Here is an 18,402-nt window from a genome sequence, read left to right as displayed (position 1 = left end):
TCCACCAATTTCGATAGCTATGCTCATATCATTTTCAACTAACATCAACCCACTTATAGCCTATTCCCCATACGGTTTGCAAGTATTCGTCTACAGGAAAACCCGCTTTTCTAAGCTTATCCCGAACATTTCGCACATGGGAGTCAATAGTACGATCTCCAATCTCAGCCTCATATCCCCACACTAACACAAGCAAGTCGTCCCGGCTGAACACACGATTTAAATGCTGAAGAAGTAACCCCACTAATTCAAACTCTTTAGGCGTCACTTGAATGTGCTGCTTTTTATATTGTAATAGGTGGTCTTCCTTGCTCCATACTAACCCTTTATAGGTGATTTCATTCTTTTCTTTTGAGGAGCGTCTAAGAACCGCGCTGATACGTGCAACCAATTCTTCTTCACTAAACGGTTTAGTAATATAGTCGTCTGCACCTATATTTAATCCTTTTACTACATCTAACGTTTGGCTGCGGGCTGTGAGCATAATGACCGGTAGATCAGACATTTTTCTTACTTTTTGGCAAATCTCCCATCCATCTTCGCTTGGCATCATAATATCTAATAACATCAAATCTGCTTTGTTACCTTCATAAAGATAGCGCAGCGCTTCTGTGCCTTTTTCAAATTTTATACATGTAAATCCGTTTGGCAGCAGATAAAGTTCTAGTAAATCCAGCATCCTTGCTTCGTCATCTACTAATAAAATAGTGGCCATCCTATCCATCCTCTCTTAATACAATCTCTACAGCCGTTCCTTTTCCCATCTCGCTTATGATTGTTATTTCTCCTCCATGAGCTTCTACAATCTCCTTTACAATTGATAAGCCTAATCCGTATCCTCCGCTTTTTCTCGAGCGAGATTTTTCCACTCGATACAGCTTGTCAAATACATAAGGCAGATCTTTTTCTGGAATACCTATTCCTTGATCTTTAAGAGTTATTGTCAATGATTCAGCTGATTTTTTTACAATTAAATCAATTTTAGCCCCTTCTTTTGAATATTTCATTGCGTTATCAAGTAAATTGATAATCACTTGCTGAAATCTTTCAGGATCTAGTGAAACGTAAAGGTCTTGAAGGCAGCTTATGTCCAGCTCCATCTCTTTTTCTTTTAAAGCTAAATGAAAATGTGCGCATATGGTGTGCAAATACGTAGCCAGTTCTACTTTTTGTTTTTGAATAAAAAATGTGTGCTGATCCAGCTGCGCCAGCTGAAACAAATCTTTGACTAACTGTGAAATTCTTTCCGCTTCTTCTTCCACAATGGCAAGATATTTATCACGTTCTTGCGGTGTATTAGAAGGTCTTCTCGCTACGTCCGCATAGCCCTTTAAATACATCAAAGGAGTTTGAAGTTCATGTGAAATGCTGCTTAAAAATTCATTTCTCTCTTTTCGTAACCGCTGCAGCTCATTTGCTAGCGACTGAATGGACATTCCTAATTGTCCAAGTTCATCTCTTGAATGAGCACCAAGCTTTACAGACAAATCCCCTTGACTCAGCTTCTCTGTTGCTTTTTTCATCTTGATTAAAGGAGCGGTTATAAATTTAGACAGAGCAAAAATAGTCACAATCGAAAATAAAATGGAAACAGCTCCTGCTACGTAAAAATGATGCTGCAGTCTCGCAATCATTTCGTGAATATCATTTGTGTTTTTGAACATATAAACCGTCCCAAACTGCTGACGGCCTTTTTTAATAGGTGATGCTGTGGCGATATAAGGTTTGCTTTTCCAGTCGCCTTGCATAATTTCACCTTTGTATGTAAGAGACTTTCCTTTCCATTTCTCTACTGCTTTTCTTGCACCTTGAATTAAAGGCCTAGACGAACTGATAATTTTTCCTGTTTTATCTGTTATGACAACATCAGTTTCTGCTTCAGATTCCATCAGTGCAACATGGTTAAGCGTAGCCGAATCATGATGCTTCTCTAATACTTCCCGGTGACTGTTTCCTCTTAAACGCAAACTTTCTAATTCCTCCGAAATTCGTGTGTTGGCAAGACCGCTATATAAGTAAAAAAAGAGAGCCGCTTCAATTAGTAAAATGAACATTAAAAATAAGAGTCCGAGCTTAATAGAAATTCGATTCATTTATTCACATCCTTTTCTTTCATTATAAAAGTAATAATTGAAGAAACTATGCAGAATAAAGCATACATGATTAAATAACCATTATTCTCTGACAGTTTACCACAGGTATCTGACAGCTTAGCGTATAAAATACGTTTATCATAATGTAAATTTCGAACTCACTAAGCACGCAGCACTACATAATCCAAAAACAAAAAAAGATGGAGACATAACAAAATCCCTCCAATCCACAGCTAGAAGCACCTATATACAGGAAACCTGCGTTCACTATATCAATAAAATCAACAAAAAATCCGAACGAGTTGGATTCTCCATCAAGAATCTCGATTCATCGTTCGGATTTCCCTTCAACTAAAATACTTTTTCCCAGCCTCTTTTTATTTAACAATGATAACAGGACATTCTGCAGATTGAGCAACTTCGTGACTTACACTTCCTAAAAATGTCTCTTTCACAAAGCCCTTTCCTCGACTTCCTATTACAATGACGTCTTGTTGATTGTCATGTGCGTATTCGATAATTTTCTTTGAAGCAGTGCCCTCTAAACCGTATGCCTCATATGGAATACCTGATTGAGTTAAATGATTGTGAGCTTCAGATAAAATATCGCGGTTTTCTTCTTCTATCAGTGCGTCTAAGTCAACGCTAAAAACAGGCTGCTGCAAGTGAATTCTTTCCTTAATATGTACAATTGTCAGCTTATTAGCATTTACGCTTTTAGCTAGTTTACTTGCATGTTGAAGAGCACGAATAGAAGGTGCCGAACCGTCAAAGGCGACTAAGATTTTGTTATACATATAAAGAACCCTCTCTCTTTTTGTTCTTTCATGATGCGCTGCCATCTAGATGCTGTAGATGATAAAGCAAAAAATAATAAAGTAAGAGACTTCTTGATTTTTGCTTTATCATCCATACTATACTTTTACCGCTTTCAGAAAAAATAAAACATTTATCCGTTTTTTTCCATATAAAAAGCCTTTGCTTCTAGTGAGCAAAGGCTGATTGTTTATGTTAGTAGGTTATTTAACAAACTTCTTTTAACTCTTCAGTTAAACGTAAAAAAGTTTCTTTATCTCTTTTTTCTAAAGACTGATCAATTTGCAGTAAAAGCTGTGCTTTTTTAAAGTCACGAAGAGATTTGTTTAGCACTAGTTGAGCTGCTGTCGCGTCTGATACTTTTACTTCTTCTTGTGTCATTTTGCGGGACGTATAGTTTTCCATTACAAGTCAACTCCTCATCCTTTTCGCTATTATATAAGAAATCATATAATTATTCAAATATTTTTTCTTATTTTTCATTTTAAATGTGCCTCTCAAAATGAGGTTTGGACATACCCAAATCATTTTAATCCAAAGGCGAGCGAATTGGATTGAATTGATTTTTGTTCAAGGCTTCGCTTTCCGCGGGCGGCCGGTGAGTCTCCTCGTCGCTTATACTCCTGAGGGGTCTCACCTGTTCCGCTTTTCCCGCAGGAGTCTTCGCCTTGCCCTCCAATCAACAGCTAGAAGCAACAGAATATACAAAATCCACGTTCACCATCACCATGAAAAAATCCGAACGAGTTGGATTCTTTATCAAGAATCTCGATTCATCGTTCGGATTTTTTTTAACTAAAATACTTTTGTCTCAGCCCCTTGTTATCACAACCACTCTGGGCGTGAAGAACCTCGAGGAACCAGAACCGTTTTATATTCCCCTGGAGTTTCCGACATTTCGATTTGTTCCGTAAGCCCTTGGTACAATCCTAAAGGTGTTTGGGCTGTAAAGAGATCTGGTGCAATGTACTCGTGCTTCTCTGACGAACCAGCTGTTTGATAAGCGTACGCTTTGTCATAGATGCCCATTGATAAAATCCATAAAGATACGCGATCTAATGATACACGCACGCGGTAGCTGCCTCCTTCTTTTGCTCTTCTTTCCAGTGCCATTAAAGCACCGACTTCAAGCAGCCAAGAAACCGCATAATCATTGACCACTACAATAGGAGGCAGCTTAGGATTTTCTGGCGATCCTTCTAACGCCATGACTCCCGTTACGCTTCCCGCTGTTTGGTCAAATCCATTTCTTTTTGCCCACTCTCCTTCCGTTCCATGCAGGTTGACCGTGCAGTGGATGATTCCTGGTTTTAGTTCGGCACACTCTTCAGCTGTTAGACCGTATCTCTCTAGAAATCCGTATCGACGGTTCGCAAAAAAGATATCGGCTTCTTTTAGCAGTTCAACCATTTTTTCTTTTCCTTCTTTTTCACCAATATCTAGCGTTGAAGAGCGCATACCGACATTAGACGTAGCGTAAATCGTATCATGCTCCCAATCCGTTGGCTTCCAAATATTTAACACGTCCGCACCGTGTAAAGCGAGCGCTCTACCAAATCCTGCTCCTGCAATAACATGACCAAGGCCTAATGCTCGAACACCATCTAGCGGCGTTTTAGGATTCTTTGAAAAAGGAATCGGCTCACTTTCTCCAATCTTTTCAATTTCAATTAAAGGAAGTTGCGCTACTTCTTCATACACTGGTTCTTTCATAAACTCTTCAATTGTCCGCACAACAGGCATGATAACTCCTCGATCCGCTGCAGCTTTTTCTAATTCTTCTGCATTCCAACCGCGAATTGCTTTTGCCACTGCATCAGGGTCTTCTATACAATTTAACAGCTTTAGCGTTTCATGCTTAGAGCGTGGATATGGATTCAGCGGCATCACCCATTTGTCATCTTTTGTTTGATAAAAGCGAAAGCCTAATGGGTTATATGGATCATTTGCTTTATTTGGTGCGTACCCATTAAGCTTTTCCCATTTTTTATCGTAAAAAGGTGATAATCTTCGGATAGCTTTTCGTAAATCCATATGAATATCTTGACCTTTTCCTCCGCGTATTTTCCAAATTTTTGAGACAGCTACTGACTTAGCAACTAGTGCAATAGCTGCTGCTGAGGCAAGGCGCAGCGTACTAGGAACAATCGGATCTTCTCCGTAAAATGTAATGCTTCCTCCGCTGTCTTTTGCTGATAAGCCAACTCCTTGAAGCACATTTTCCAGCTCTTGATAGATATCAAAATCACTATTATCTGTTAAACGATTTTCATTTGCTTTCACAATAGATTTTGTTAGCTGATCTTTCGTAATGTTGCTCACGTATAGTCCCTTCTTTCCTCATATAATTACCTCATTATGTCCCTGCTTGCTGAAGTTATGCCCTCATCGAGTTAAATCAAAACACTCCAAGTGTAACCTTTACGTTAACGTTAATATTATCTTAAAACGAATGTATCATATATCACTTGGTGGAACAAATAATTTGTTTCATAGACAAAAAAAGCGCTTTATGTTTTTGTACATAAAGCGCTTTTTTCCTACTTCATATTTTCTTTTTCGAACTATTTTTCAATCGGTTTTTTTAATGCATGTAAATTTTCTTCTGCAGAAAGCATGACTTGGTTCATAATATCTTCTGCATCTTTAATTGCTTGGTTATAAAAGTGAGGACCGATATGTTCTTTAATAAACTCTAATACATTTTCTGCTGCAAATTCACTGATTTCTTCATCTCGTTCGTTATAAAAAAACGTTTGAATTTCATTCAGCATTTTATCTTTATCTTCTTTTGAAAAATTAATAAACATAAACAAAACTCCTCTTTACATTGATATCTGTCTACCTGACATCATAGCAAGAGGAGCTGAGAAAATGCAGTCTTTTTTTCTTGTTGTTTTTGTGTACAATGCTTATGCTAATTTTTAATTAGCTAGGCACCTTCATAGCCGATTTTTCTTTTGTGCGGCTCGAGCGCTTTTTCATATCCTGTAAAATTTCTAAATATCTCTTTTCCGTCAACTCATATTTTGCGAGTGGAACAAGTGATAACAAGCAAAGGATGCCCGGAATGATCGTAAAGATTAAAGCAATCCAAATGAGCGTGCTATGTGATTGAATTTGATTTGGCACATAACCTACTGCTGAAAGAATATACCCGCCTACTGCTCCACCCACTGCTGAAGCAACCTTTGTTTTGAAAATATTCGTAGAAAATACCATTCCTTCCGCTCGGTTCCCCGTTTTCCACTCGCCGTATTCTACACAGTCAGCGAGCATAGATGTTTGAGCAATGTTGCTAACTCCACCGCCGAAAGAAGCTAAAAAGCTTAAAATCATCACTGGCATAACGTGAAAACCGGTTGCAAACATTGTAAGAGTAGCTACAGCATTTAGGGCAATTCCTCCTATTGCTGCGCGTTTCTTTCCAAATTTATTTGAAATGAAAGGAGACGCGATCGCTCCTACAATTTGTGCTGTGAAAAATAAGGTTAAATAAAGAGACGCGATATTCTCTGCATTTAAATTGTATTTAAAATAGTAAATAGAAAACGTAGTTCGAATTGTTAAAATCGTTTCAACTAAAAGCATCGAGAAAATTAGATAACGCAACGGTTTATTTTGAATAAATAAGTTCCAAACTGCTTTTGGCGTCTGCTTTTCCTGTCTTTTTACGGTATAGTTTTCTTTTACTCCTGAAAATGTAATAATCATTGTAATCATTAAGATACACGCATAAATAAGACTCAGCATAAACCAGTTTCCAAAATAATGAGCTAGTGGAAGAGTTAATAAACTAGCAAATAAAGACCCTACTGCTGCAATGGTTCTAGGAAACGCCACTACTTTATTTCGTTCTTTTACATCTTGTGTAATCGTTGCTGAAAGCGACCAATAGGGAATATCCATAATAGCAAAGCTTGTTCCCCATGCGATATAGGTGATATAAGCGTAAATTAATTTTCCTGTATGAGAAAGATCAGGACTAATAAAACACGCGACTGTAGCCACAGCTGCAAAAAATCCGCCTATTAAAAGATAAGGCCTAAACTTACCAAATCTCGTTTCTGTATTATCAACAATCATTCCGATAATAATGTCTGCAATCCCATCCCATATCCTAGCAATAAGAAATAAAGTTCCTACAGCTGCGGCATTTAATCCTACGCTGTCCGTATAAAAAATCATTAAATATGTACTTGTTAATGCATAAATAATATTGTTTCCAAAGCTTCCCATTCCGTATGATAGTACGGTTTTCAGAGAAACTTTTGACTGTACCCCCATGCTCATATAACCTGACTCCCTTCTCCTCTAAAACGCTTTCATATCTATTATGAGTGACTAGAATCTCATTGCTTTATGAGATTCTAGTCTCCTGTTGCTACTACATGTTTTCTACAACTCGACTTTCGTAAGGCTGCAGAACAATATCTTTAAATACTTTTAGTTCTGGCGTATGGTTCATAAGGAAGTAATAACTTTTCTCTCCAAGCTTGCGAGGATATACTTCAATCCCCTCTTCACTTTCCGTATGCTCAATCTGCTGCTCTTTTACAATATCAAGCGCAATTTTTTCAAACGTTTGCCCTTCAATTCCACAGCCTACATAATAAACCGTCCCGCGACCAAACTGATTTTTTGTTACAGCGGCTTGATTATAGAATGGATCATCATACTCATACAGCACTTCAGCTGTTACAGGTGTGACAATGTCTCTCCAAACGGACGCACTTGACTGTTCTCCTTCATACGGTCCTACCCCTTTAATGCCTGCTTTTTGAGTAGAAGACAGTGCTTCCACTTCATGAATTTCGATGCCTGTTATTTCTTTTACATATCCAGGTAGCGTCTGTTTAAAGTGAATATTATTTTGTTTGTCTTTAATGCCGGTTCTAAACGTAAAAACGATGACGCCTCCGTTTTCAGTAAATTCAGTAAATCTCTTACCTAGTTCTTCATCAATTATTTGCAAAGCTGGAACAACCAGTACTTTATAGCTTGAAAAATCTCTCGCAGCAGGAATAACATCAATAGGTGTATTCAACTTATAAAACGGTGTATATCCTCTAAGAAGCTCTTGCGTAAAGTCAAATCCTTCACTTTGCTGCTGAAAGCGCCATGACCATATATTTTCATAGTCATACAAAACGGCAACGTCGGATTTAATATCAGACTCAAGTACATGTTCATAATGAACGATTTCACTAAATAACGACTGAACTTCTTTGTAGCGTCTTCCATAGTGATTATCGTGACCTACAACTCCATAGCAGTACTGCTCGGCTCCTCTTGTCATTCCGCGCCAACGGAAATACAGCATATTCGTACATCCATGAGCAAAAGCCTGATAAGACCACATCTTTGCCTGGTTAGGTCGCGGAAGATAACCGATGACATCATGACCTTGAGCGCCCATTAATTCCTCTACAATCCAGAAGTTTTTATGTAGCAAACCTCTATTAAAATCATGCCCTAGTGCAATATGAGCCGGGGTAATTGGCTCTGTTTGACCGCCCCATACCGGATAATTGTCATAAGATACAAAGTCCATTACTTCTAGATTTTCTTCATGATCAAACCATTTATCAAAGAAGCCTCCTGATACGTTCGTTGTCAACAGCTGGTGATCACCTTTATATTTCTTTACAATCGCTGTTTGTTCGTGAGCGTATCTGTTTAACGAAAAAGAGCGAAAGCGCGCCCAGTCAAGCTTTAACGAAGGGCTGTGGGTCGTAATTGTTTTTACAGGCATAGGCACTTCAGTAAACTCGTTATATGTTTGTCCCCAGAAAATAGTGCCATACTTCTCATTTAACTCATTGATGTCTTTGTATTTTCTTTCTAAAAACTGCTGAAACTCTTTATGACATTGTTCGCAGTAACACATGTCACTGCCTTCATGGCCAAATTCATTGTCAACTTGCCATGCTACGATTGCGTCTTCTGAGCTGTATTGTTTTACTAATTGTTCTGTAATCTGAGCGCTATACTTCCGGTAAAGAGGCGAATTAAAACAATATTGACGTCTTCCTCCAAAGGCTCTGACCGCCCCGTTCTCATCTTTTGATAAAATAGAAGGATGCTGTTTCGCAAGCCAAGCCGGAAAAGTGGCAGTAGGCGTACCAAACATAACATCAATATTTTGTTTTTTAAGCTTATTGATAACGCTATCAAAAAAGGAAAAGTCATATTCACCTTCTTTAGGCTCCATTAGATGCCAAGCAAACTCTCCTATTCTCACCATGTTTGATCCTAGCTCTTTAATGCCTTGGATATCTTCTTCTATCATATTCTCTGGCCAATGTTCAGGGTAATAATCGACACCGATGTACATTTTTCTCTACTCCTATCTATTTCTTTATTTCATTAAATGAACGATTTGCTGCTACTTATTAAGGTCTACTCGGAAACGGTGATCAAAAGCAAAAAAATCACATTTATTTTCTTCATAAATAAATCTCTATTCAACTTTCAAGATACATACTCCCTAATCTTTTAAAACGCTTACAAGTTTATTTTATGAACTTTATTCAAAATATTCAATGGTAAAAATTTAGAGAAAAACATCCTTTTTTTGCTCTTTATTAAAAGAAAGAATAAAACGCTTACAAAGACAAATGTTTTTATAATTCTTTTATATATCTTCCCTCACACTTCCCATATCCACATTTAGGTAATAAATTGCTTATAAAACAATCGTCAAAAGTAATTTCTTTCATACATGTTATCTATCAATTAGTAAGAGTCATTTGACTTATCTATAAAATAGTAAAAATTACAGAGCAGGTTTTTACCATTATTAACACATTAAACCCACGTTCATCATCACAACAAAAAAAGACCGCACAATTAATCAATACTCTCGATTAATTGTGCGGATACTTCTTGGGCTAAGATACTTTTGTTCCGCCTTTTACTTGCAGGTGATTATAAACACACCTTTTACCGGTTTGTGTTCATGCAGCTTCCATTTATACAAAGCTCTTCAAACACAGGATCCTTTACATTTTCCATCAATAATGGTGTTGCAACATGCTGGAAATTAGAATGACGAATCGTTAGGTTTGTGACGGGAGAACGTTCATAGGCTCGAATCCACAAGCCGTATTTGCCTCCGTTGCTTTGCAAGTTTTCTATGTTGATATTACGAACGACGGGGGTAAAATTCCCTGTGTCTCCTTCTTCATAGTACATGTCTATTTGAATCACTTCACTGCCTACGCTTTTGACCGTATTGTTGCTAAAGTCAATATCTTCAATCGTTCCGCCGCGAACTGAATTTGTTTTAATGCGCAGCGCCCGGTCTAGATTGGGACTGTCCATAACATTGTGCTGAGCAAATACGTTCCGGACACTTCCTGATATTTCACTGCCGATTACAACGCCCCCGTGGCCATCTTTCATTTCGTTTCCTTCAATAATAATGTTTTCACTTGGTACGTTGATTCTTCTTCCATCTGCATTACGCCCCGACTTAATCGCAATACAATCATCTCCATTGTCAAAATAAGAATCTTTAATAAGCACATTTTTACTTGATTCAGGGTCTACTCCATCATTATTAGGACCGTGACCTATAATTTTTACATCATCAATTAAAATGTTCTCGCTTAAGACGGGATTAATTTGCCACATTGGCGAATTTAAAATGGTTACACCTTTTATCATAACATTTTTACTGTGATAAGGCTGAATAAAACTAGCTCTCAAATAGTGCCCTTTACCAAATACGCGCTCTTTAACAGGAACGTTCTCTTCTGCCATTTTAAACAGCAAATCGCGATCTTGCTGTTGATTCGGCTCGCCTTCTTTCCATCCAAACTCCTTTTTTCCTTTCCAAGGCCACCAATGTTCGTTATCCCCCTGTCCATCTAACGTACCTTCTCCTGTAATCGCGATATTTTTTCCGTTATACGCATAGATAAGCGGTGAATAATTATATAGCTCCACGCCTTCCCATCTTGTTAAAACAGCAGGTAAGTATTTTTCAGGATTTTGACTAAACTTAATCGTAGCTTTTTTCATTATATGAAGATTTACATTGCTTTTTAAATAAATCGCACCGGTAACATAAGTTCCTGGTGGGACAACAACGCGCCCTCCTCCTGCTTTGTTAGCCGCTTCGATTGCTTTTTTAAAAGCAGCCGTTGAATCAGACTTTCCATTTCCTACTGCTCCGTACCGCTTAACATTAAACGTACGGTTTGGAAATGAAGGAGGCTGAATTTGTTCTTTAACTGCTGTTATTTTTTCACTTGCTGAAAGAGCTTCCCCTTGGGCAGAAAACGGTAAAGCAAGCATAAGAGTTATCACAAACAAAGAAAGCACATATTTTTTCACTAGCTTTTCTCCTTTCGTTTAACAATCTAGTAACCGACTTATTTATAAAGTAACGCCTGTTTTAAAAATGGCCATTTCTCTAAAATCATTTTTTTCGTTATTTACAAGCTCTCCGCTAGAAACTCCAATCATGCACTCAATAAAGCTTTCTAACGTAGCTTCTTCCGTTTCGCCTTCAACCAGCACTCCTCCATTAAAATCAATCCAGTGCGGCTTTTTGTTATAAAGAGCGGTGTTTGTGGAAATTTTCATAGTAGGTACAAACGTTCCAAACGGCGTTCCTCGTCCCGTTGTAAACAGGACAATATGACACCCTGAAGCCGCTAAAGCAGTTGAGGCAACTAGATCATTTCCAGGAGCACTTAGTAAATTTAAACCGTTAGTTTGTAAGCGATCTCCGTAATTTAACACGTCTACGACTGGGGCCGTGCCTGCTTTTTGAGTACAGCCAAGTGATTTATCTTCTAACGTTGTAATGCCGCCTGCTTTATTGCCGGGAGAAGGATTTTCATACACCGGCTGTTTATGATTGAGAAAATACGTTTTAAAGTCATTAACCAGATGAACAATTTTATTAAATGTTTGTTCATCAACAGCTCTTTCCATTAGCAGGGTTTCTGCACCAAACATTTCAGGTACTTCTGTTAAAACTGTTGTGCCTCCTTGAGCAATGAGCCAGTCGGAGAATTTGCCGAGCAGCGGATTTGCTGTAATACCAGATAATCCATCTGACCCACCGCATTTAAGACCTACTTTCAGCCTGGAAATATCAACGTCTTCTCTTTTATCATCTTTAGCAGCAGCATAAATTTCTTTTAACAAAGTGACTCCTGCCTCAACTTCATCCTCAACGTCTTGAGATTGTAAAAACTTCACTCTGCTTTCATCAATTGTACCTAATGCTTGTTTAAATTCTGTTAAGCTATTATTCTCACATCCAAGCCCTAATACTAATACGCCTCCAGCGTTTGGATGCTGTACCATTCTCGTAAGCATAGTTCTTGTATTACGGTGATCGTCACCGAGCTGAGAACATCCGTAATTGTGTTTTAGAACGGTTACATGCTCAAAAGGCGATATCTCCCCTATTTCTTTTTGAAACTGTTTAATCATTTGTTCGGCTATACCGTTGACGCACCCTACCGTTGGAACAATCCAAAGCTCATTTCTAATTCCGACATCTCCGTTTTTGCGGCGATATCCTTTAAACGTTAGCGATTGTTTTTTTTCTTTAGGAGCTGCTAACTTTTGATGAAATTCATATTCGTTAACATTATTTAAATTTGTTTTTGTGTTATGCGTATGCACCCATTCACCAGGTGAAATAGAGTACATCGCATGCCCGATTGGAAAACCATATTTTATAATGTTGCCGCCCGCTGAAATTGGCGTAAGAGCTATTTTGTGGCCCCGTTTCACTTCTTCTTTTAGAGAAATTTCTTTTCCATCAACCATAAGGTTCTCTTGTGCTAAAAAATCTCGTAAAGCTACTGCTACATTATCTTCCTCATGAATACGAATTACTTCTTTCATATGCTTCACCTCTTACTGTTTAGTTGCGGTTACATAGAGAATTTCTTTTATTGCCTGTTTCATTCCGAGAGTTTCAATGGCTAAGACTCCATTTGTTACGGCTTCTGTTAAGCTAGGAATCGTATTTAAATTCTCTCCCCAATGCTCTTTATATCCCAGCACTTCTTTTACAATGTAAGAAATGCTTTTTTCAGTACCGTCAAACGTATTCCAAAGAGATTCATACATTTCTAGAACTGCAGGGTCATCTGATAGTTCAATTTTTTCTCCTTCTCTTTTTCCTTTATAAAAAGAAATGAGGGCACTGAGAGAAAATGTAAGCAAGACAGGCAGCGTTCCTTGCTTTTGGACATACTCTTTAAGAGTTGGGATGTTTCGCGTTTTAAACTTTGTCATGCTGTTCAAAGAGATGCTCATTAATGCGTGGTGGATAAACGGATTTTGAAAGCGTTCTAATGCAGATTTAGCAAATGGCAAAGACTCTTCTTCCGAAACAGGTAAGCAAGGAATAATTTCTTCATATAAACATTTTCGAATAAACGTTCCGATTACTTCATCTTCGACTGCTTCTCTGACCGTATTTAGTTCCGCTAAATACGCAACAGGCATCATAGCAGTATGAATACCGTTTAAAATTCTGACTTTCTGCAGCGCATACGGTGCAATGTCGTTCACAAATTTTACATGTAAACCAGCTTCTTCCGCAGGAAACTCCGCTTTCACCCACTCTGGTCCTTCAATAACCCATAAGTAAAATGGCTCTGCGATAACAAAAAAATCATCTTCATAACTCACTTCAGCCAGTGTATTTTTATCGTTTGGATACCCTGGCACAATTCGATCAACAAGCGTGCAGCAAAAAGCGTTTGCTTCGTGTATCCACTCGGTAAATTTCTTTTCTAAGTTCCATTTGTCGGCATAGCGCAATACCATTTTCTTTAACAAGTCCCCGTTTCGCTCCACTAATTCACAAGGAAGGATAATAAGTCCCTTTGTGGGGTCTCCTTGAAAAGCTTTAAACCGCTTATATAGAAATGCTGTGACTTTCCCTGGAAAACTCTTTTGCGGTGCATGTTCCAAGCGGTCTTCTTCTAAAAATGCGATGCCTGCTTCTGTTGTATTAGAAATAAGAAATCTTAGCTCTTCTTTCTCCGCTAATTGCATATACGCCTCATAATCTTCATATGGATTTAGACCTCGGCTAATAGATTCAATTACTTCATGTTCTTTGACTGCTTTACCGTCTTGAATTCCTTGAAGAGAAACCGTAAACAAACCGTCTTGCTCATTCAATTTACCTGCATTTCCCGTAATTCTCGGATTGACAGCTACTATACTGCCTTTAAATGCAGTGTGTTTGTTCATTTGATGAATTTGCCAATCAGCAAACCCTCTTAGAAATACGCCTTCTCCAAACTGCAGTACTTTTTCTGGGTATATACGTGTGTTAGCTTGCATCTGACGGTTTAACTTCATGTTAGCATCTCCTTCTTTGCACACATTAACATTGTTATTTTTATAGCTTTTTATATTGTTTTATTACTTAAAAATGTTAACGTTAACATTTTTGGGCCGGTTATACTAAATAACCGGCTACATAGATGAGCGTGACTTTACAGACTGGCGAACCATTAATTCGGTATTAATTAAAACTTTATTTTGCAGCATCTTTTTGTCATCTTTGTCCATTAATGATAAAACTGCTTCTGCTCCGGTCATACTGATTTTCTCGATTGGTCTTTTAACGGTTGTGAGTGAAGGAGTGGTGTATTTGGCTAATTCAATATCATCAAATCCAATAATTGAGATATCATTGGGTACGTTTAGCCCAGACTCGAATGCGGCGTTCATAGCACCGATTGCCATATCATCATTTGAACAAAAAACAGCAGTAGGCGGCTGCTTTAACCTTAACAGTGCTTTCATTCCTTCATATCCGCTTTGCATATCGTAATTTCCTTGAATCATATACTCTTGGCGAATGGAAACATTGTGATCAATTAACGAGTTAAGAAATCCTTCCTTACGCTGCTGAGTTGATTTAAAACCTTCTATTCCTTCTATGATTGCAATATGTCTGTGACCTAATTCAATCAAATATTCGCCGGCTTTGTAGGCTCCTTCTTTGTCATTTGACAAAATATTAATAATCGATGAATCGTCAACTTGGCGGTTGAGCACAATCAACGGGATGCCTTTTTCTACTACGTTATATATAAAAGTGTTATCACGGTCGCTTTGACTCATTAAAATAATCGCATCAAAGCGTTTATTGTTGATGTACGTATAATCATCATAATCGTCAATGCCTCTTACAAATAAATTATACTGAACATCAATTACTTTACTTACCCCTCTAATACTATCCACTAAAAAACTTGGCGACGTACCGTTTGCCATGCTCGTAAAAAACAATCCAATTGTATGAGATTTTTGAAGCACTAAATTTTTCGCATGATAATCAGGAATATAGTTAAGCGTATTTGCAATCTCTAAAATTTTCTTTTTTGTTTTTTCTTTAATAAGCGGACTATTGTTTAATGCACGCGAAACCGTTGTATGTGATACGTTTGCTAGTTTTGCAATATCCTTAATTGTAACACCCATTTCATTTACCTTCCTTTAATGAATCAGTATCGATTTTTATTATAAGGATATCACAAGTTAGTAGGAATAATAAGCAAATGGTGAATGTTATGACAGTTTTGACTAAGACCTAGCATGAATATCTTGGACAATCTCCGCGTGTTTCTTATCCGTTAGCTTATACATAAAACCAATAATCACTGCAGCAATGGATAAAGCAATAGCAGGATATAGTAACAGCAAACTTTTAATTCCCACTAATGTACCTGCCTTTTGTGCCACATTTGGGATATACCCAACTAACCCTAAACCAATACCTGATAAGAAGCCGGATAGCGACTGAGCAAGCTTTCGAGAAAAGTTGAACAATGAATACGTTGTGCCTTCTTTTCTTTCGCCTGTTTTCCATTCACCATAATCAATAATATCTGATACAAATGCCCATGTAATCCCGTTAGGAATGCTGATACCTATAAAAGCAATACTTGCTAAAATCGTAAAAATTACGACGTTAGAAGGCATAAAGAAATTTACTGTGTCCGCTGCAATACTGATTCCTAAGCCAATCATTGCAGCTTGCTTTTTTCCAAATCGGCTAACAAGCTTTGGCAGCATAATGACTCCTAGAAAGGATGAACCAATAATAATAAAGTTCATGTAAGCCATCAATTTAACATTTCCTAAATTATACTGTGCGAAGTAAATAAGCATAGCCGATTTAATATTGTAAGCTGAAATGGTAAATACCGTCATAAACACTAAAATTAAAAGAGGTTTGTTACTTACAAACGTTTTAAAAATAGACTTGACTGATAGTTTTTCTTTTGGACTCTCTTTTACGACAATGCGTTCTTTGCAATTGCGATAGCATACATAAAAAGCGATGATGCCAATGACCGACATAATTCCCATGACAACGGGATAACCGATTTTTTCATTTGGAAATAACAGAATGAGCGGTACAACAGCAATGCTGGTTACAAACAGTGCACCTAATGATCCTGTTTGACGAAAAGCAGCAAGAGACGTACGATCGGAAGTATTTTGAGTCATGGATGCGCCTAGCGATCCGTACGGAATATTGACAAATGAATAGCCAATTCCCCAAATCATATAAGAAGCGTACGCATAAATTAATTTACCCGCCGGTGAAAGGTTTGGAGAAATAAACGTGAGTACGGTTAAAATGGCCAACACCATACTTCCGAATAGTAAATACGGTCGGAATTTCCCTTTAGCTCCTATGTTTTGTCGGTAATCAATGGACGAACCAACAATGGGGTCGCAAACTGCTGCAAATAATTTACTTACTAGAAAAATTCCTCCCGCAGCCGCGGCAGGGATGCCTGCCACATCTGTAAAGAACTTCAACAAATACAACTGCCCCAAATCAAACATGAAACCGTTACCAAAATCACCCATACCATAAGATATTTTTTCTTTTACACTAAGATTTTTCTCTTCTACTTTTATTTCAACCTTTCTTTCAGTTGCCACAACACTCATGGTAATCCCCCTTCTCCCCTTGCAATTCTTTAAACTATTTTGCGTGTTTATTTTTGCAGAATATAGGCTGGAAAGCTAAAGTAGTCTTTAGCATTTTCATAACATATTCCTTTTACAATTTGCTCAAGCAGCTGCTGGTCATTAGGCACTTCCCCTTCTTCTACCCACGTACCGATTAAGCTGCATACTAATCTTCTGAAATATTCATGTCTTGTATATGAAAGAAAACTTCGGGAATCTGTCAACATACCGATAAACCGACTAAACAATCCAACGTTTGATAACGCTTTCATTTGTTCTAACATACCTTCTCTTTGATCATTAAACCACCAAGCCGTGCCAAGCTGCAGTTTGCCAGGGATGCCGTCTCCTTGAAAGCTTCCAATTATACTTGCTAATACATAATTATCTTTTGGATTTAACGAATATAAAATCGTCTTTGGCAAACTATTTTGTACGTCCATTTGATCTAAAAGCTGTACGAGAGGCTCTGCCACTTGTCCATCATACATCGAGTCATACCCTGTATCCGGCCCTAACTGGTGAAACATTTTTGTGTTATTGTTTCTAAGAGCATGAAGGTGAAATTGCATTGCCCAACCTAGCTCATTATAAAGATTCCCTAAAAAGATTAACGTATATGATTTGTATTTACTTTCTTCTTCAGTACTTACGCCTTCACCTTTTAAGGCTTTTAAGAAAATCTCCGAAACTTCTTCTTTCGAAGTCTTCGTATATACCATTTTGTTTAGTGCGTGATCAGATAAACGCCCTCCCATAGAATGGAAAAAACGAGCTCGACTTTCAAGAGCTTTTAACAAATCATCATAGGTGTGAATGAAATGATGTGAACAATCTTGCAGCTTTGCAATCCAGTTCTTAAACCCTTCTTGATTGATTTCAAGCCCTTTATCCGGACGAAAGCTTGGAAGTACTTGGGTCTCAAACTCTTGCAAATCTCTTAGTTTCATATGATACTCTAATGAATCTGTTGGGTCATCCGTTGTACAAATAACTTTTACGTTAGAACGTGTAATAAGATCTCTTGCACCAAACTTACCGCTGCGTAATTTCTCGTTTGCTTTTTCCCAAATAAACGGTGCCGTATGTTCATTTAATATTTCATCAATATCAAAGAAACGCTTTAACTCTAGATGCGTCCAATGATATAGCGGATTCCCAATTGTCATCGGAACTGTTTTAGCCCACGCGAGAAATTTCTCATAGTCACTTGCTGATCCTGTTATCTGTTCTTCTTCAATTCCGTTGGCTCTCATCAGTCTCCATTTATAGTGATCTCCATCTAGCCAAACGTTAGTTAACGTTTTAAACTGTTTATTCTCATAAATTTCCTGTGGGTTTAAGTGGCAGTGATAATCAATAATCGGCATATCTTTTGCGTAAGTATTATACAAGTGTGCTGCTGTTTCATTTGTTAATAAAAAATTGTCATCCATAAACTTTTTCATTCCCCTTCACTCCTTCACTTTTTTGTTAACGTTAACAAAATTATATAAATTGATGA

General features: G+C 37.7%; 15 protein-coding genes. All 15 read right to left on the bottom strand.

Annotated features, from left to right (window positions below; genetic code table 11):
• Window positions 1-34: 34 nt before the first annotated feature.
• Complete coding sequence (locus ACFX4E_RS15365; RefSeq protein WP_028408851.1) at window positions 35-715, bottom strand: response regulator transcription factor; 681 nt, start codon at window positions 713-715, stop codon at window positions 35-37.
• A gap of 1 nt (window position 716) precedes the next feature.
• Window positions 717-2,093: a sensor histidine kinase gene (locus ACFX4E_RS15360; protein WP_098333324.1), complete on the bottom strand. Its 1,377-nt coding sequence runs from the start codon at window positions 2,091-2,093 to the stop codon at window positions 717-719.
• A gap of 377 nt (window positions 2,094-2,470) precedes the next feature.
• Window positions 2,471-2,890, bottom strand: coding sequence for a universal stress protein (locus ACFX4E_RS15355; protein ID WP_060747452.1), 420 nt, complete (start codon window positions 2,888-2,890; stop codon window positions 2,471-2,473).
• A 226-nt stretch (window positions 2,891-3,116) separates the two neighbouring features.
• Window positions 3,117-3,314: an IDEAL domain-containing protein gene (locus tag ACFX4E_RS15350; protein ID WP_013056608.1), complete on the bottom strand. Its 198-nt coding sequence runs from the start codon at window positions 3,312-3,314 to the stop codon at window positions 3,117-3,119.
• Between the two features lie 119 nt (window positions 3,315-3,433).
• The gene (locus ACFX4E_RS15345; protein ID WP_176526438.1) at window positions 3,434-3,592 is read right to left on the bottom strand and encodes a hypothetical protein; all 159 of its coding nucleotides are present in this window, start codon (window positions 3,590-3,592) and stop codon (window positions 3,434-3,436) included.
• A gap of 142 nt (window positions 3,593-3,734) precedes the next feature.
• Window positions 3,735-5,231 carry a CoA transferase gene (locus tag ACFX4E_RS15340; RefSeq protein ID WP_377238033.1) on the bottom strand — a complete coding sequence of 499 codons (1,497 nt, stop codon included), beginning with the start codon at window positions 5,229-5,231 and terminating at the stop codon, window positions 3,735-3,737.
• Window positions 5,232-5,473: 242 nt separating this feature from the next.
• Window positions 5,474-5,719, bottom strand: a complete 246-nt coding sequence (locus ACFX4E_RS15335) for a DUF2164 domain-containing protein (protein ID WP_013082790.1) — start codon at window positions 5,717-5,719, stop codon at window positions 5,474-5,476.
• A 118-nt stretch (window positions 5,720-5,837) separates the two neighbouring features.
• Window positions 5,838-7,202 carry a glycoside-pentoside-hexuronide (GPH):cation symporter gene (locus ACFX4E_RS15330; RefSeq protein WP_028408855.1) on the bottom strand — a complete coding sequence of 455 codons (1,365 nt, stop codon included), beginning with the start codon at window positions 7,200-7,202 and terminating at the stop codon, window positions 5,838-5,840.
• Window positions 7,203-7,296: 94 nt separating this feature from the next.
• Window positions 7,297-9,246: a beta-galactosidase gene (locus ACFX4E_RS15325; RefSeq protein WP_028408856.1), complete on the bottom strand. Its 1,950-nt coding sequence runs from the start codon at window positions 9,244-9,246 to the stop codon at window positions 7,297-7,299.
• A 608-nt stretch (window positions 9,247-9,854) separates the two neighbouring features.
• Window positions 9,855-11,252, bottom strand: a complete 1,398-nt coding sequence (locus ACFX4E_RS15320; protein WP_377258698.1) for a glycoside hydrolase family 28 protein — start codon at window positions 11,250-11,252, stop codon at window positions 9,855-9,857.
• Window positions 11,253-11,294: 42 nt separating this feature from the next.
• Window positions 11,295-12,785 (bottom strand): UxaA family hydrolase, encoded by a 1,491-nt coding sequence (locus ACFX4E_RS15315; protein WP_377238035.1) that lies wholly within the window; start codon window positions 12,783-12,785, stop codon window positions 11,295-11,297.
• 12 nt (window positions 12,786-12,797) lie between these two features.
• Window positions 12,798-14,261: a tagaturonate reductase gene (locus tag ACFX4E_RS15310; RefSeq protein ID WP_263034285.1), complete on the bottom strand. Its 1,464-nt coding sequence runs from the start codon at window positions 14,259-14,261 to the stop codon at window positions 12,798-12,800.
• A 117-nt stretch (window positions 14,262-14,378) separates the two neighbouring features.
• Window positions 14,379-15,392, bottom strand: coding sequence for a LacI family DNA-binding transcriptional regulator (locus tag ACFX4E_RS15305; RefSeq protein ID WP_028408860.1), 1,014 nt, complete (start codon window positions 15,390-15,392; stop codon window positions 14,379-14,381).
• Window positions 15,393-15,494: 102 nt separating this feature from the next.
• The gene (locus tag ACFX4E_RS15300; RefSeq protein ID WP_034275963.1) at window positions 15,495-16,877 is read right to left on the bottom strand and encodes a glycoside-pentoside-hexuronide (GPH):cation symporter; all 1,383 of its coding nucleotides are present in this window, start codon (window positions 16,875-16,877) and stop codon (window positions 15,495-15,497) included.
• A gap of 47 nt (window positions 16,878-16,924) precedes the next feature.
• On the bottom strand, window positions 16,925-18,346 hold the full coding sequence (gene uxaC, locus ACFX4E_RS15295; protein WP_098967154.1) for a glucuronate isomerase: 1,422 nt from the start codon (window positions 18,344-18,346) through the stop codon (window positions 16,925-16,927).
• Window positions 18,347-18,402: the final 56 nt, after the last annotated feature.

It is taken from the genome of Priestia sp. YIM B13491, assembly GCF_042787605.1.
Taxonomy (GTDB): Bacteria; Bacillota; Bacilli; order Bacillales; family Bacillaceae_H; genus Priestia; species Priestia megaterium_E.
Note: the sequence above shows the minus strand (reverse complement) of the source record. Positions and strands in the feature narration are given on the sequence as shown.

Coding starts and splice junctions, on each gene's coding strand:
- ACFX4E_RS15365 (WP_028408851.1), bottom strand. CDS start 715: ATGGCCACTATTTTATTAGTAGATGACGAAGCAAGGATGCTGGATTTA.
- ACFX4E_RS15360 (WP_098333324.1), bottom strand. CDS start 2,093: ATGAATCGAATTTCTATTAAGCTCGGACTCTTATTTTTAATGTTCATT.
- ACFX4E_RS15355 (WP_060747452.1), bottom strand. CDS start 2,890: ATGTATAACAAAATCTTAGTCGCCTTTGACGGTTCGGCACCTTCTATT.
- ACFX4E_RS15350 (WP_013056608.1), bottom strand. CDS start 3,314: ATGGAAAACTATACGTCCCGCAAAATGACACAAGAAGAAGTAAAAGTA.
- ACFX4E_RS15335 (WP_013082790.1), bottom strand. CDS start 5,719: ATGTTTATTAATTTTTCAAAAGAAGATAAAGATAAAATGCTGAATGAA.
- ACFX4E_RS15330 (WP_028408855.1), bottom strand. CDS start 7,202: ATGAGCATGGGGGTACAGTCAAAAGTTTCTCTGAAAACCGTACTATCA.
- ACFX4E_RS15325 (WP_028408856.1), bottom strand. CDS start 9,246: ATGTACATCGGTGTCGATTATTACCCTGAACATTGGCCAGAGAATATG.
- ACFX4E_RS15315 (WP_377238035.1), bottom strand. CDS start 12,785: ATGAAAGAAGTAATTCGTATTCATGAGGAAGATAATGTAGCAGTAGCT.
- ACFX4E_RS15310 (WP_263034285.1), bottom strand. CDS start 14,261: ATGAAGTTAAACCGTCAGATGCAAGCTAACACACGTATATACCCAGAA.
- ACFX4E_RS15305 (WP_028408860.1), bottom strand. CDS start 15,392: ATGGGTGTTACAATTAAGGATATTGCAAAACTAGCAAACGTATCACAT.
- ACFX4E_RS15300 (WP_034275963.1), bottom strand. CDS start 16,877: ATGAGTGTTGTGGCAACTGAAAGAAAGGTTGAAATAAAAGTAGAAGAG.
- uxaC (WP_098967154.1), bottom strand. CDS start 18,346: ATGAAAAAGTTTATGGATGACAATTTTTTATTAACAAATGAAACAGCA.